The following is a 13,337-nucleotide window of genomic DNA, read 5'->3' as shown; positions in this document are numbered from 1 at the left end:
CGGCCGCCTAGCGGCGTTCTCATGAGAAGGGGGCCCGCTTCCCGGGAAGCGGGCCCCCTTCTCATGGGCCGGTCTAGTCGATGGACGGCTTCTCGCGGCGTTCCTGCGCGGGGACCTGGGCCCCGGCGCCGCCGTTGCCGCCGGAACCTCCGCCGATGCCACCGAAGTTGCCCATCGCGCCGGACAGGCCCTTGAGGGCGTCGCCGATCTCGCTGGGGACGATCCAGAGCTTGTTGGCGTCGCCCTCGGCGATCTTCGGGAGCATCTGCAGGTACTGGTAGGAGAGGAGCTTCTGGTCCGGGTCGCCGGCGTGGATGGCCTCGAAGACCGTGCGGACGGCCTGGGCCTCGCCCTCGGCGCGCAGGGCGGCGGCCTTGGCCTCACCTTCGGCGCGCAGGATCTGGGACTGCTTCTCGCCCTCGGCGCGCAGGATCTCGGACTGCCGGACACCTTCGGCCTGGAGGATCGCGGCGCGCTTGTCGCGGTCGGCGCGCATCTGCTTCTCCATCGAGTCCTGGATGGAGGTGGGCGGTTCGATCGCCTTGAGCTCGACGCGGTTGACGCGGATGCCCCACTTGCCGGTGGCCTCGTCGAGGACACCGCGCAGGGCCGCGTTGATCTCCTCGCGGGAGGTCAGGGTCCGCTCCAGGTCCATGCCACCGATGATGTTGCGCAGCGTGGTGACGGTGAGCTGCTCGATCGCCTGGATGTAGCTGGCGACTTCGTAGGTGGCGGCCCGCGCGTCGGTCACCTGGTAGTAGATGACCGTGTCGATGTTGACGACCAGGTTGTCCTGGGTGATCACCGGCTGCGGTGGGAAGGGCACGACCTGTTCGCGCAGGTCGATGCGGTTGCGGATGGTGTCGATGAACGGGACGACGATGTTGAGGCCCGCGTTGAGCGTTCGTGTGTAGCGGCCGAACCGCTCGACGATGGCCGCGCTGGCCTGTGGGATGACTTGGATCGTCTTGATCAGGGCGATGAAGACCAACACCACCAGAATGATCAGGACGATGATGACCGGTTCCATCGTCGTTCCCCGTGTCCCTTCTCCGCTGCGGCGTCTTCGGCAGATCTTATGGTTGTCGAAGATCTTGCTGGTCGAGTCTGACAGACCGTCGCGTAGCTGGCGAGGAGTTCAGTCCAGTTACGTCGTGCGAGGTCACATGACGATCGCGGTGGCTCCCTCGATGTCCACGACGTCCACTTCCTGGCCCACTTCGTAGGCGCGGTCGGTGTCGAGGGCGCGGGCCGACCAGACCTCCCCGGCCAGCTTGATCCGGCCGCCGGAGGCGTCGACGCGTTCCAGGACGACGGCTTGTCTGCCCTTCAACGCGTCCACGCCGGTGACGAGTTGGGGTCGCTGGGAGCGATGCCGGTTGGCGATGGGCCGTACGACGGCGATGCCCGCGGTCGAGATCAGGGCGAAGACGGCGACCTGGGCGACGGCTCCGCCGCCGAAGACGCCGGTGACCACCGCCGCGGCGACGGCTCCCACCGCGAGCATGCCCAGTTCCGGCATCGCGGTGATCACGAGCGCGATGCCGAGCGCCGTCGCGCCGATCAGCCACCACAGCCATGCGTCGATGTCCACGTGGTCATGGTAGGTCCGACGCCCCTGTCGCCGACAGGGCGCCCGGCGTGTGAAATGCCGTTCTCACCCTGGGATTTGTGAGGGGCGGGCCGGGTCAGGACAGCGGGAGGCCCTGGGCGGTCCAGCGCTCGCCCATCTGTTCGACGACGAGCGGGAGGCCGAAGCAGAGGGAGAGGTTGCGGGAGGTCAGTTCGAGCTCCAGCGGGCCGGCGGCGAGGACCTTGCCCTGGCGGATCATGAGGACGTGGGTGAAGCCCGGCGGGATCTCCTCGACGTGGTGCGTGACCATCAGCATCGAGGGGGCGATGGGGTCGCGGGCGAGCCGGCCGAGGCGGCGGACGAGGTCCTCGCGGCCGCCGAGGTCGAGGCCGGCGGCGGGCTCGTCGAGCAGGAGCAGTTCGGGGTCGGTCATCAGGGCGCGCGCGATGAGGGTGCGCTTGCGCTCGCCCTCCGAGAGGGTGCCGAACCTGCGGTCCAGGTAGTCGCTCATGCCGAGGCGGTCGAGGAAGGCGCGGGCGCGCTGCTCGTCGATCTCCTCGTAGTCCTCGTGCCAGGTGGCGGTCATGCCGTAGGCGGCGGTGAGGACCGTCTGCAGGACCGTCTGGCGCTTGGGGAGCTTCTCGGTCATGGCGATGCCGGCCATGCCGATGCGCGGGCGCAGTTCGAAGACGTCGGTGCCGGGGCGGCCGAGGGTCTCGCCGAGGATGGTGGCGGTGCCCGAGCTGGGGTAGAGGTAGGTGGAAGCGAGGTTGAGGAGGGTGGTCTTGCCGGCGCCGTTCGGGCCCAGGATGACCCAGCGCTCGCCCTCCTTGACCGACCAGGAGACCTGGTCCACCAGAGCCCGGCCCTCGCGGACCACGGATACGTCCTGAAGCTCCAGAACATCGCTCATGAGCGCGTTGTCTCCCCTTGCAGTGTGGCCGGTCTCGGCTGTCGCGTACGCCTGTGGCTCGGTCCGCCGCGCCGGTGGGCGCAGCCCTCCATGAAATCTACGCCACCGGTCGGCCGGGGCATTCCCTCGGTCCGGTCCTGGGAGGGTCCTAGGGTGGGAGCATGCTCACGGAACCGCGCGCTGGACGTCTCGCAGCTTGGGGAAATGCCCTTTTGGGCGGACTTGTCTCGCCGGATGACGCCGTGCTCGCCATCGTCGGCGAGGACGCGGTGCACCGGGTGGAGGGGCTGCCGGGTGAGTCGGGCCAGGTCGGGCTGACGCTCGCGCTGGGGCGGCTGCGCACGCTCGGCGTGACCGGGCTGCGGGTGGCGCTGCCTGCGCCGGGGCATCCGCTGGGGCTGAGCGGGCCGCCGGAGTTCAACGCGCGGGCGCTGGAGGCCGAGGAGGCGGTGGTCTGTCACGGGGCCGCGCTCGGGCTGGTGCCGGACGTGTACGAGGCCGGGCCCGTGGGGGTGCAGGTCGAGGTGGTGTGGCATGTGCTGCCCGTGCGGGAGGCGCCGCCGGCGGATGTGCCGTCGCTGAGTGAGGCGGAGCGGGAACTCGCCGAGGCCCTCCGGGACGCGACCGAGGTGCTGACCCGGCTGGACGTGGCCGGGTCGGGGCCGGTGGCGGAGGCGGCGGTCGACGCGTACCGGGCCCGGGCCGAGCGGGGGCGGGAGGTGCTGGCGCCGGGGTATCCGCCGCGGGCGGTGCGGGTGCTGGAGCTGGCGCAGCGGGTGGGGGCGTTGATCGGGGTGGCCACGGAGAGCGGGCACGGGGGTGCGGTGAGTTCGGCGGAGATCGCCGCGCGGCGGGAGGCGTTGCGGCCGGTGGAGCGGACGGCTCGGCGGGCGCAGGTCGCGGCGTACAACTCCGTTGTGGAGGAGCGGGAGCGGGGGGTGCGGTGACCCGGCGCGGGGGTGTGCGGATGCTCGGCGTCGAGGCTGCGGCCGGGGCATGGCGCAGCCCGGCGGAGCGGGGTGCCGCTGCGCCCGCCCGTGCCGCCCCTGGCGGCACGCATGCCCGCAGCTGAGCAGGGCCGGGGCCCGCGGCTGACCGGACCGGGTGTCCGCAGCTGAGTGGCGCGGGTGCCCGCGGTCGGGCAGGCCGGCCTCCCGGGCGGGTCCGGGAGGCCGGTGTCACCTCCGGCTCGGAGACGGAGGTGGGGTGTCAGTGGTTGACGGCGAGGTTGCCGAAGGCCGGGTTCAGCACGCCCACGACGTTCACGCTGTTGCCGGAGACGTTGACCGGGACGTGCACCGGGGCCTGGACGACGTTGCCCGAACCGACGCCCGGGGAGCCCGCGGCCTGGCCGTCGGCGTGCGCGCTGGTGGCGGAGGCCATGCCCGCGCCCGCGGCCAGCAGGCCACCGGTCACCATCGTCACGGCCGCGGCCTTCTTCAGGTTCTTCACTTTGGAGCCCTCCTTGCGATCGCCGCGGCAGGCGCCGCGGCACGCACTGGAGAACGGCGGAGATCCACCGAGGATGCGCCATATGGGGGACGTTCCCACGACAGTATGAATCTCGGTCCGGAACGCAACCTTCCGTGTTGCCGTGGGGTGAGCGTCAGCCGGTCACGCCGTGGCGAACGGCCCACAAGGCGGCCTGGGTGCGGTCGGCCAGGTCGAGCTTCATCAGGATGTTCGAGACGTGGGTCTTGACGGTCTTCTCGGAGAGGACGAGCGCGCGGGCGATCTCGCGGTTGGAACGGCCGTCCGCTATCAGGCCGAGCACCTCGCGCTCCCGCTCGGTGAGTGAACCACCCCTGCCCGGGCCGGAGTTGGCCTCCTCCTGGGACAGCAGGGCGCCGGCGACCTCCGGCTGGAGCAGGATGTGCCCGGCGTGCACCGAGCGGATGGCTCCGGCTAGGGCGTCGGGGTCGACGTCCTTGTAGACGTACCCGGCGGCGCCCGCGCGCAGGGCCGGGACCACCGTGCGCTGCTCGGTGAAGCTGGTGACGACCAGCACGCGCGCGGGGTTGTCCAGCTCGCGGAGTCTGCGCAGGGCGTCGACGCCGTCCATGCCCGGCATCTTGACGTCCATGAGGATGACGTCGGGCCGCAACTCCTCGGCCCGGTCGACTCCTTCGGCGCCGTCGGCCGCCTCGCCGACGACCTCGATGTCGTCCTGCACCTCCAGGAACGTGCGCAGGCCCCGGCGGACGACCTGGTGGTCGTCGACGAGCAGGACCTTGATCGCGTCAGCCACCGGGGACCTCCATCTCGATCGTGGTGCCCTTACCGGGCGCCGATTCCACTGTCAGCGAGCCGCCGGCGCCACTCGCCCGGTCCCGCATCGAGACCAGGCCGAGGTGGCGTCCCGCGCGGCGGACCGCCTGGGGGTCGAAGCCGCTGCCGTCGTCCGTGACCCGCAGGACGGCACCGCCGTCGCGGCGCTCCAGCGTCACGTCGACGTGGTCGGCTCCGGAGTGGCGCAGGGCGTTGTGCAGTGCTTCCTGGGCGACGCGCAGGACGGCCTCCTCCTGGGAGGCGGGCAGGGCCTTGACGCCGTGGCCGGTGAAGGTCACCCGGGCGCTGTGGGCGCGGTCGAGGACCTGGATCTGCGTGCGCAGGGTGGCGACCAGGCCGTCCTCGTCGAGTGCGGCCGGGCGCAACTCGACCACCGCCGCGCGCAGTTCGTCGGCGGCTTCGGCGGCCAGGGCCGCCACCTGCTGCAGTTCGCCCTTGGCGCGGGAGGGGTCGCGGTCCACCAGCCGGGCCGCCGCCTGGGCCGTCAGACGCAGCGAGAACAGCTTCTGGCTGACCGCGTCGTGCAGTTCGTGGGCCAGGCGCGAGCGCTCCTCGGCGATGGTCAGTTCGCGGCTGCGCTCGTACAGGCGGGCGTTGGTGAGGGCGATCGCGGCGTGCTGGGCGAGGATGCCGAGCAGTTCCTCGTCGTCCTGGGTGAAGCCGCAGCCGCCCTCGGACCTCTTGCAGTTCTTGTTCGCCAGGAACAGAGCGCCGAGCACCTCATCGCCGTCCCGGATCGGCAGGCCGAGGAAGTCGATCAGGTCGGGGTGGGCCTTGGGCCAGCCTTCGAAGCGGGGGTCCTTGCGGACGTCGGCGAGCCGCTCGGACCGGGCCTCGTGCAGCATCGCGGCGAGGATGCCGTGCTGGCGCGGGAGGGGGCCGATGGCCTTCCACTGCTCCTCGCTGACACCGTCGACGACGAACTGGGCGAAGCCGCCGTGGTCGTCCGGGACGCCGAGCGCCGCGTACTGCGCGTCGAGCAGCTCGCGGGCCGAGGCGACGATCGTCTTGAGGACGTCGCGCACCTCGAGATGCCTGCTCATGGCCAGCAGCGCGGAGCTCACCGCGGCGAGGCCGGACCGGGGACCGTGGCTCATGTCCTCACGGTACCGGCGGGCTGTGACAGCGCGGATCGGACCGGTGGCCGCGGGTGCCGGTCCGGTGGGCCTAGGTCGCGGGGCGCAGGCGCGGGCGGGGGCGGCCTAGGTCCCGGGGCGGTGGGGCGGGGGCCGGGGACGGTGGGCCGGTGGCGTAGGGCGAAGGGACCCGGCGGGTTGCGGCCCGCGGCGGAGGCGGTCGGGGCGGCCCCGTTCCTACGTTGGGGGCACTTCGATCACGAGGAGGGAGCTGATCATGCCGGTCGCGATCATCACCGGGGCGTCGAAGGGACTGGGCCGGGCGCTCGCCGAGGCGCTGGCCGGGCGGGGCTGGGATCTGGTGCTCGACGCGAGGGGGGCCAAGGCCCTGGCGGACACGGCCGAGGCCGTCTCCGCGCACGGCACGCGGGTGAGGGCCCTGCCGGGGGACGTCACGGACGCCGCCCACCGGTCGGCGCTGGTCGAGGCGGCGTGGCGGCTGGGCGGGCTCGATCTGCTGGTGCACAACGCGAGCGCGCTGGGTATCGAGCCGCTGGTCCGGCTGGAGGAGCTGCCCCTTCCGGGGCTGCGGCGGGCGCTCGAGGTGAACCTGGTGGCCTGCCTGGGCCTGGTCCAGGAGGGACTGGCGCTGCTGCGGGCCTCCGAGGCGGGCACGGTCGTCGTGGTCAGTTCGGACGCGGCGGCGGAGGCGTACGAGACGTGGGGCGGCTACGGGGCGTCGAAGGCGGCCCTCGACCAGCTGGCGGCGGTGCTCGCCGTGGAGGAGCCGGGGCTGCGGGTCTGGGCGGTGGATCCCGGGGACATGGCCACGGACCTCTATGCCGCGGCCGTACCGGAGGACCGGGAGCCGCGGCCCGCGCCGGAGACCGTGGTGCCGGGGTTCCTGCGGCTGCTGGACGAGCGTCCGGTGAGCGGGCGGTACGCGGCCGCGGCCCTGGTGGACGGCTCCGTATGACGCTCGCGGTGCGGGTGCCGGAGGAGCTGTCGGCCCGGGTGCCGGCAGAGCAGCGGGGGCCCGGGCTGGACCGGGACGCCGTACGGCTGCTGGTGTCGCGGGGTGCCGAGGTGGCCCATCACACGTTCGCGGAGCTGCCGCGGCTGTTGCGGGCCGGGGACCTGCTCGTGGTCAACACCTCGGCCACGCTGGCGGCGGCCGTCGACGGGTGGGCGGGGCACGCGCGCGTGGTGGTGCACTTCTCCACGCGCGGGGACGACGGCCGCTGGGCGGTGGAGCTGCGGGAGCCCGACGGGCGGGGCACCACGCGCGCGCGTGCGGGGGCGCCCGCGGGAACGGAGGTGTGCCTGCCCGGGGGTGTGCGGCTGGTGCTGGAGGAGCCGCTGAGCGGGCGGGGCGAGCGGCTGTGGTGGGCGCGGGTCCGCGGGCCGGGGATACCGGGGCTGCTGCGGGAGTACGGGCGGCCCATTCGCTACGCCTACACGGAGCGTGACCAGCCGCTGTCCGTCTACCAGACGGTGTTCGCGCTGCCGTCGGCCGACGGGGCGGGCAGCGCGGAGATGCCGAGCGCGGCCCGGCCCTTCACGGCGCGGCTGGTCGCGGAGCTGGTGAGCCGGGGGGTGCAGTTCGCGCCGGTCACCCTGCACACGGGGGTGGCGTCGGCCGAGGCGCACGAGCCGCCGTATCCGGAGCGTTTCGCGGTGCCGGAGGCGTCGGCGCGGCTGATCGACGCCGCGCGGGCCGGCGGGGGCCGGGTGGTGGCGGTCGGGACGACGGCGGTGCGGGCGGTGGAGTCGGCGGTGGACGCCGAGGGGGCCGTACGCGCGCGTGCGGGCTGGACGGATCTCGTCGTCACGCCGGAGCGGGGGGTGCGGGTCGTGGACGGGCTGCTGACCGGGCTGCACGAGCCGGAGGCCTCGCATCTGCTGATGCTGGAGGCGGTCGCCGGGCGGGCGGCGATCGAGCGGGGCTACGCGGCGGCGCTGCAAGGCGGCTACCTGTGGCACGAGTTCGGGGACGTGCACCTCCTCCTGCCCTGAGAGGCCCGGAGAGCCCTCGCGACCCCCTTACACAGAGCATCGCTCGTGCAACCTGCGGTCAGAACGCCCTCCGCCCGATGTGAGCCCGCACATAGGGCGCACGTCACGTACGAAAGTGCATAGGAGACAAAGTCGCCCCTATTGAGCGGCGCGGATAGTCCAATCTGCCCCGATTCGCCCCTCCCTGATCCACTATCTCCCTTCGTACGTCACACCTTTGCCACGCCATTTTGCGGCCGCTAAGAATGGCTGCCGTCGCTCAGCGCCGTGGGCTCTGCCCCGCGGCGTTCGTGTCGGAAACACACCGAGTCCAACGCCGGACGCCGAGCGACTCCCGCGCTATTCGAAGAGGTCCACACCAGCATGCCCAAGAACATCTTCAGCCGTGTTCACAGTCGTAGTCTGACCCGTCACCACAAGATCGCCATGGCGGGCGTCGCCACCCTCGGTGCCGCCGCCATCGGTTTCTCCGCGGTGCCGAGCGGAGCGTCGACCACGACCACGACCGAGGCCGCTCAGCCGGCTGCGGTGGCGTTCAGCACCGAGCAGATCAAGGACGTCAAGGCGAGCGTCACCGACCAGATGGCCGGTGCCAGCGTGAAGGCGGAGCAGATAGCGGCCAAGAAGAAGGCCGAGGCCGCCGCCGCCGCCAAGAAGAAGGCCGCCGCCCAGGCGGCGAAGAAGAAGGCCGAGGCCGAGCGCAAGGCCAAGGAGGCCGCGAGCCGCGCCGCCAAGCGCGCCGCCGTCAAGAAGAGCTACCCGAACAACCTCGACGGCTGGATCCGCGAGTCCCTCGACGTCATGAAGAAGCACGGGATCCCCGGCTCCTACGAGGGCATCAAGCGCAACATCATCCGTGAGTCCTCGGGCAACCCGCGCGCCATCAACAACTGGGACATCAACGCGATCAACGGCATCCCGTCGAAGGGCCTGCTGCAGGTCATCCCGCCGACCTTCAAGCACTGGCACGTCCCCGGCACCTCCTGGGACATCTACGACCCGGTAGCCAACATCACCGCCGCCTGCAACTACGCGGCCGACAAGTACGGCTCGATGGACAACGTCGACAGCGCCTACTGAGGCCGGCGCGGGACCTCGCTGCTTCGCTGAACGAACGCCGAAGGGCGGCACCCTGCTGACGGGGTGCCGCCCTTCGGGCGCGGTGAGGCGGTGACTACTTGCGCATGACCTCGGGCTCGTGGCGGCGCAGGAAGCGGGCCACGAAGAAGCCGCAGATCACGCCGAGCGCCAGGAGCGCGCCCATGTCCATGACCCAGGCCCCGGCCGTGTGCTCCCACAGCGGGTCGGTGTCCCCGGCCGTCTCGGGCGGGCTGATCTTGTTGAAGTCGAGCGTGGCACCGGAGGCGGCGACCGCCCAGCGCGACGGCATCAGGAACGAGAACTGGTTGACGCCGATCGAGCCGTGCAGCGTGAACAGGCAGCCGGTGAAGACGACCTGGATGATCGCGAACATCACCAGCAGCGGCATGGTCTTCTCGGCGGTCTTCACCAGCGACGAGATGATCAGGCCGAACATCATCGACGTGAAGCCCAGCGCCATGATCGGCACGGACAGCTCCAGCAGCGTGGCGCTGCCGAAGATCAGGCCCTCCTCGGGGATCTCCCGGCTGGAGAAGCCGATGACGCCGACGAGCAGGCCCTGCAGCACGGTGATCATGCCGAGCACGAACACCTTCGACATCAGGTACGCCGAGCGGGACAGGCCGGTGGCGCGCTCCCGCTCGTAGATGACCCGTTCCTTGATCAGCTCGCGGACCGAGTTCGCCGCGCCGGCGAAGCAGGCGCCGACCGCGAGGATCAGCAGGACCGTGGTGGCCGTGCCGTTCGGGATGATCCGGCCGGTCTGCGGATTGACCGGGTTCGGCAGCAGGCCCTTGTCCGCGTCGATGAGCAGGCTCACCGCGCCGAGCACGGCCGGCAGGATCACCATCAGGGCCAGGAAGCCCTTGTCGGACGCGATCACCGAGACATAACGCCGGACGAGCGTGACGAACTGGGACATCCAGCCCTGCGGCTTCGGCGGCTTCATCGCCTGCATGGGCGGAACCTGTACGGACTGCGGCGCCACGGCGTCCAGGTCCGCGGCGTACATCTGGTAGTGCTGCGAGCCCTTCCAGCGGCCCGCCCAGTCGTAGTCGCGGTAGTTCTCGAAGGCGGAGAAGACGTCGGCCCAGGTGTCGTAGCCGAAGAAGTTCAGCGCCTCCTCCGGCGGGCCGAAGTAGGCCACGGAGCCGCCGGGGGCCATCACCAGCAGCTTGTCGCACAGGGCCAGCTCGGCCACGGAGTGCGTGACGACGAGGACCGTGCGGCCGTCGTCGGCGAGACCGCGCAGCAGCTGCATGACGTCGCGGTCCATGCCCGGGTCGAGGCCGGAGGTCGGCTCGTCCAGGAAGATCAGCGACGGCTTGGTCAGCAGCTCCAGGGCGACCGAGACGCGCTTGCGCTGGCCGCCGGAGAGGGAGGTGACCTTCTTGTCCTTGTGGATGTCGAGCTTCAGCTCGCGCAGCACCTCGTCGATCCGGGCCTCGCGCTCGGCCGCCGTGGTGTCGGCGGGGAAGCGCAGCTTGGCCGCGTACTTGAGGGCCTTCTTGACGGTCAGCTCCTTGTGCAGGATGTCGTCCTGCGGGACCAGACCGATGCGCTGGCGCAGCTCGGCGAACTGCTTGTAGAGGTTGCGGTTGTCGTAGAGGACCTCGCCCTGGTTGGCGGGCCGGTAGCCGGTCAGCGCCTTGAGCAGGGTGGACTTGCCGGAGCCGGACGGGCCGATGACCGCGATCAGCGACTTCTCCGGGACGCCGAAGGAGACGTCCTTGAGGATCTGCTTGCCGCCGTCGACCGTGACGGTCAGGTGGCGGGCGGAGAAGGACACCTCGCCGGTGTCGACGAACTCCTCGAGACGGTCGCCGACGATCCGGAACGTCGAGTGGCCGACGCCGACGACGTCGGTCGGGCCGAGCAGCTGCGAGCCGCCCTTGGGGATCGGCTGGCCGTTGACGTACGTGCCGTTGTGCGAGCCGAGGTCGCGGATCTCCATGCGCCCGTCGGGCGTGGCGTGGAACTCGGCGTGGTTCCGCGAGACCTGCAGGTCGGAGACGACCAGTTCGTTCTCCAGGGCACGGCCGATGCGCATCACGCGGCCGAGGGAGAACTGGTGGAACGTGGTCGGGCTGCGGTCGCCGTAGACCGGCGGTGCCCCCGCGACACCGCCGGGGCCCTGCTGCTGCGGGATGTGCGCAGCGGGCTGCTGCGGCTGCTGCCAGCCGGCCTGCGGGGCCTGCTGGTGCGGCTGCTGGTGCGGCGTCTGCGGGGCGGGGGCCTGCGGCGCCCAGCCCGGGTTCGCGCCCTGCGCCGCGTACGGCTGCTGCTGGGGCTGGGCCTGCGGCGTGGCCACGGAGGCCGCTGCGCCGGAGAGGTTCAGGCGCGGGCCGTCGGTCGCGTTGCCCAGGTTGACCGCCGAGCCGGGACCGAGCTCCATCTGCTGGATGCGCTGCCCCTGCACGAACGTGCCGTTGGTGCTGCCGTGGTCCTCGATGACCCAACTGCGGCCGTTGAAGCTGACCGTGGCGTGACGCCAGGAGACCCTGGCGTCGTCGAAGACGACGTCCCCCTGCGGATCACGTCCGAGGGTGTAAGCCCTGGACGGATCGAGCGTCCAGGTACGTCCGTTTGATTCCAGTACGAGTTCCGGCACTCCATGCCCCACTGAGTTGTCCCCCGAGTTATCCCCCGACATGGGGAGTCTAGGGATGTCGAACATCGGGGGGAACTATTTCAGGAGCGGCCCCCTGACCGAAAGTCGGGCCTTGTGAAGAGCGCGCGCGGACGGGTCCGCCGTTTCCGTTGACGGGGTGGAAAACGGGCCGGAGAGTGGTATTTCGACGCGAGGGGGACATGCGCGGTGTTCCCACCGCGGAGCGGATCGGGGGGTCTGCCATGGGTGCTGCGACCGGTGTGGAGCCGGCGAGGGACGGTGCGCGCGTGCCGTGGGGAGACGTGCTGATGTCCGCCGTCGCCGCCGTGAGCTGGGCGCTGATCGGGATGGCGGGGACGGCGGCGCTGGGTCTGCGGCTGCTGGAGGCGGACGCGGCGGGCTCGCTGGGGCCGATGACCGCGGCGGTGGTGGCGCTCGCGGCTGGCGGGTCGGTCACGCCGTCCGGTGACGTGTCGGCGTTCGGTCTGTCGGGCGCGCAGGCGGACACGGCCATCGAGATCACGCCACTGGGGGTGAGCCTGGCCGGGGCGGTGCTGCTGTCGTGGTTCTTCCTGCGGTCCCTGCGCGGGGCGGGAGTTGTGATTCCGCCGGCCGAACTCCTCGCGCGCGCGGGCGCGGTGGTCGCGCTCTTCGTGGCGATGCTGGGCGGGCTGGCGTGGGCGGGACACGATGTGATCACGATCGACGGGGGGTCGCTGGGCCTTGACGACGTGCCCGGCGGGGGCGGGGGTGTGGAAGTCCCGGGGCTCGGGGACATCGGGGGGCTGCTGCCGGACCGGCTCGGCGAGCTGGTCGACGCGCAGGCGGCGGTCGGCTTCACGGTGGACACGGCGCCGACGCTGCTCGGCGGGCTCGGGTGGTCGGCCGGGATCCTCGTCATCGCTCTGCTGGCGTCCCGCCGTACGCCGCTGCCGCCGGGCTGGGAGGCCGTGCACCGGGTCGTGCGGCCGGCGGTGTCCGCGGTGGTGACGGTGCTGCTGGTGGCCGTGGCGGCGGGGCTCGCGGCGGCGGCGTACGCGGCGGTCGGCGACGACCATCCGCGCCGCATCGCCGGGGCAGCGCTGCTCGGGGCGCCGAACGGGGTGTGGCTGGGCGTGCCGCTGGGCCTGTTCGTGCCGTGGGACGGCCGGGCCACGGGCGAGCTGACCCGCTTCCTGCCGGACCCGCTGGACGATCTGCTCGGTGCCGGTACGGACCAGCCGGTGACGCTGGGGCGGCTGGCGGAGCTGGACGGGCGGGTGTGGCTGCTCGCGGCGGCGGCGGCGCTGATGATGCTGCTGGCCGGGGTGCTGACGGCGGTCCGCACGCCGGTCGTGCGTGACGCACCGGGGAGTCCCGGTGCACTCGCCTTCGCGGGCCGGTGCGCGCTGCGGCTCGGGGCGGCGACCGCGCTCGCCCTGCCGTTGCTGGCCTGGCTCACGGACGTGTCCGTGACCGCGTCCCTGTCCGTCCTCGGCTTCGACGCGTTGGGCGCGGGCGTCGACCTGCACGGCCACCTCGCCCTGGCCCTGCTGCTGGGCGCGGTGTGGGGTGCGGGGGCCGGGGGCGCGGGCGCGCTGACGGCGTGGGCGTGCGGGGCGGCGGGCCGGTCGGCCACGGCACGGGCGCTGGGCGCGGGTGGTTCGTACGGTGCGGGTGCCGGGCCGGGGGCGGGTCTCGGACCGAGGGCGCGGGCGGAGGCGGGGCCGGGACCGGAGACCGGGACGGGCGGCTCGTACGGAACGGGCGCCGGGCCGG

12 protein-coding genes are annotated in these 13,337 nt (G+C 72.2%); 5 read left to right on the top strand and 7 right to left on the bottom strand.

Going from position 1 to position 13,337, the window contains the following annotated elements; genetic code table 11:
• Positions 1-73 precede the first annotated feature (73 nt).
• The 3 genes from RIN80_RS01630 to RIN80_RS01620 form a co-directional block, all read right to left on the bottom strand.
• Positions 74-1,030 (bottom strand): SPFH domain-containing protein, encoded by a 957-nt coding sequence (locus RIN80_RS01630; protein ID WP_309093632.1) that lies wholly within the window; start codon positions 1,028-1,030, stop codon positions 74-76.
• A 132-nt stretch (positions 1,031-1,162) separates the two neighbouring features.
• Positions 1,163-1,594 (bottom strand): NfeD family protein, encoded by a 432-nt coding sequence (locus tag RIN80_RS01625; RefSeq protein ID WP_309093631.1) that lies wholly within the window; start codon positions 1,592-1,594, stop codon positions 1,163-1,165.
• A 94-nt stretch (positions 1,595-1,688) separates the two neighbouring features.
• The gene (locus tag RIN80_RS01620) at positions 1,689-2,486 is read right to left on the bottom strand and encodes an ABC transporter ATP-binding protein (RefSeq protein WP_309093630.1); all 798 of its coding nucleotides are present in this window, start codon (positions 2,484-2,486) and stop codon (positions 1,689-1,691) included.
• 161 nt (positions 2,487-2,647) lie between these two features.
• Here RIN80_RS01620 and RIN80_RS01615 point away from each other — a divergent pair, with 161 nt between their 5' ends.
• The gene (locus RIN80_RS01615) at positions 2,648-3,433 is read left to right on the top strand and encodes a hypothetical protein (protein ID WP_309093629.1); all 786 of its coding nucleotides are present in this window, start codon (positions 2,648-2,650) and stop codon (positions 3,431-3,433) included.
• 262 nt (positions 3,434-3,695) lie between these two features.
• On the opposite strand, the gene RIN80_RS01610 is transcribed toward RIN80_RS01615, so the two are convergent.
• The 3 genes from RIN80_RS01610 to RIN80_RS01600 all read right to left on the bottom strand — a co-directional run bounded on the left by RIN80_RS01610 (position 3,696) and on the right by RIN80_RS01600 (position 5,872).
• A complete protein-coding gene (locus tag RIN80_RS01610; RefSeq protein ID WP_309093628.1) occupies positions 3,696-3,938 on the bottom strand; it encodes a chaplin in 243 nt (80 codons plus the stop codon).
• 154 nt (positions 3,939-4,092) lie between these two features.
• Entirely contained in the window at positions 4,093-4,734 is a 642-nt protein-coding gene (locus RIN80_RS01605) for a response regulator transcription factor (protein WP_031118965.1), read from the bottom strand.
• A complete protein-coding gene (locus tag RIN80_RS01600; RefSeq protein WP_309093627.1) occupies positions 4,727-5,872 on the bottom strand; it encodes a GAF domain-containing sensor histidine kinase in 1,146 nt (381 codons plus the stop codon). Before RIN80_RS01600 ends, RIN80_RS01605 begins: the two co-directional genes overlap by 8 nt.
• A 256-nt stretch (positions 5,873-6,128) precedes the next feature.
• Between RIN80_RS01600 and RIN80_RS01595 the strand changes: the two genes are divergently transcribed.
• The 3 genes from RIN80_RS01595 (at position 6,129) to RIN80_RS01585 (ending at position 8,947) form a co-directional block, all read left to right on the top strand.
• Entirely contained in the window at positions 6,129-6,827 is a 699-nt protein-coding gene (locus RIN80_RS01595; protein WP_309093626.1) for an SDR family oxidoreductase, read from the top strand.
• Positions 6,824-7,867, top strand: coding sequence for an S-adenosylmethionine:tRNA ribosyltransferase-isomerase (locus RIN80_RS01590; protein WP_309093625.1), 1,044 nt, complete (start codon positions 6,824-6,826; stop codon positions 7,865-7,867). The genes RIN80_RS01595 and RIN80_RS01590 overlap by 4 nt, the downstream gene beginning before the upstream one ends.
• A gap of 363 nt (positions 7,868-8,230) precedes the next feature.
• Complete coding sequence (locus RIN80_RS01585; RefSeq protein ID WP_309093624.1) at positions 8,231-8,947, top strand: transglycosylase SLT domain-containing protein; 717 nt, start codon at positions 8,231-8,233, stop codon at positions 8,945-8,947.
• 94 nt (positions 8,948-9,041) lie between these two features.
• Here the strand turns inward: RIN80_RS01585 and RIN80_RS01580 are convergent, their stop codons facing one another.
• Positions 9,042-11,579, bottom strand: coding sequence for an FHA domain-containing protein (locus RIN80_RS01580; protein ID WP_309093623.1), 2,538 nt, complete (start codon positions 11,577-11,579; stop codon positions 9,042-9,044).
• Between the two features lie 242 nt (positions 11,580-11,821).
• Here RIN80_RS01580 and RIN80_RS01575 point away from each other — a divergent pair.
• On the top strand, positions 11,822-13,337 hold a 1,516-nt coding region (locus tag RIN80_RS01575; protein WP_309093622.1), incomplete at its 3' end, for a streptophobe family protein.

It is taken from the genome of Streptomyces sp. (assembly GCF_031181705.1).
Classification (GTDB): Bacteria; Actinomycetota; Actinomycetes; order Streptomycetales; family Streptomycetaceae; genus Streptomyces.
The sequence above is the reverse complement of the archived record's forward strand: the minus strand, read 5'-3'. Positions and strand labels throughout refer to the sequence as shown.

Bases quoted from the DNA above. Each gene is read 5' to 3' on its own strand.
- RIN80_RS01585 (WP_309093624.1), top strand. From the start codon at position 8,231: ATGCCCAAGAACATCTTCAGCCGTGTTCACAGTCGTAGTCTGACCCGT.
- RIN80_RS01630 (WP_309093632.1), bottom strand. From the start codon at position 1,030: ATGGAACCGGTCATCATCGTCCTGATCATTCTGGTGGTGTTGGTCTTC.
- RIN80_RS01600 (WP_309093627.1), bottom strand. From the start codon at position 5,872: ATGAGCCACGGTCCCCGGTCCGGCCTCGCCGCGGTGAGCTCCGCGCTG.
- RIN80_RS01595 (WP_309093626.1), top strand. From the start codon at position 6,129: ATGCCGGTCGCGATCATCACCGGGGCGTCGAAGGGACTGGGCCGGGCG.
- RIN80_RS01620 (WP_309093630.1), bottom strand. From the start codon at position 2,486: ATGAGCGATGTTCTGGAGCTTCAGGACGTATCCGTGGTCCGCGAGGGC.
- RIN80_RS01615 (WP_309093629.1), top strand. From the start codon at position 2,648: ATGCTCACGGAACCGCGCGCTGGACGTCTCGCAGCTTGGGGAAATGCC.
- RIN80_RS01590 (WP_309093625.1), top strand. From the start codon at position 6,824: ATGACGCTCGCGGTGCGGGTGCCGGAGGAGCTGTCGGCCCGGGTGCCG.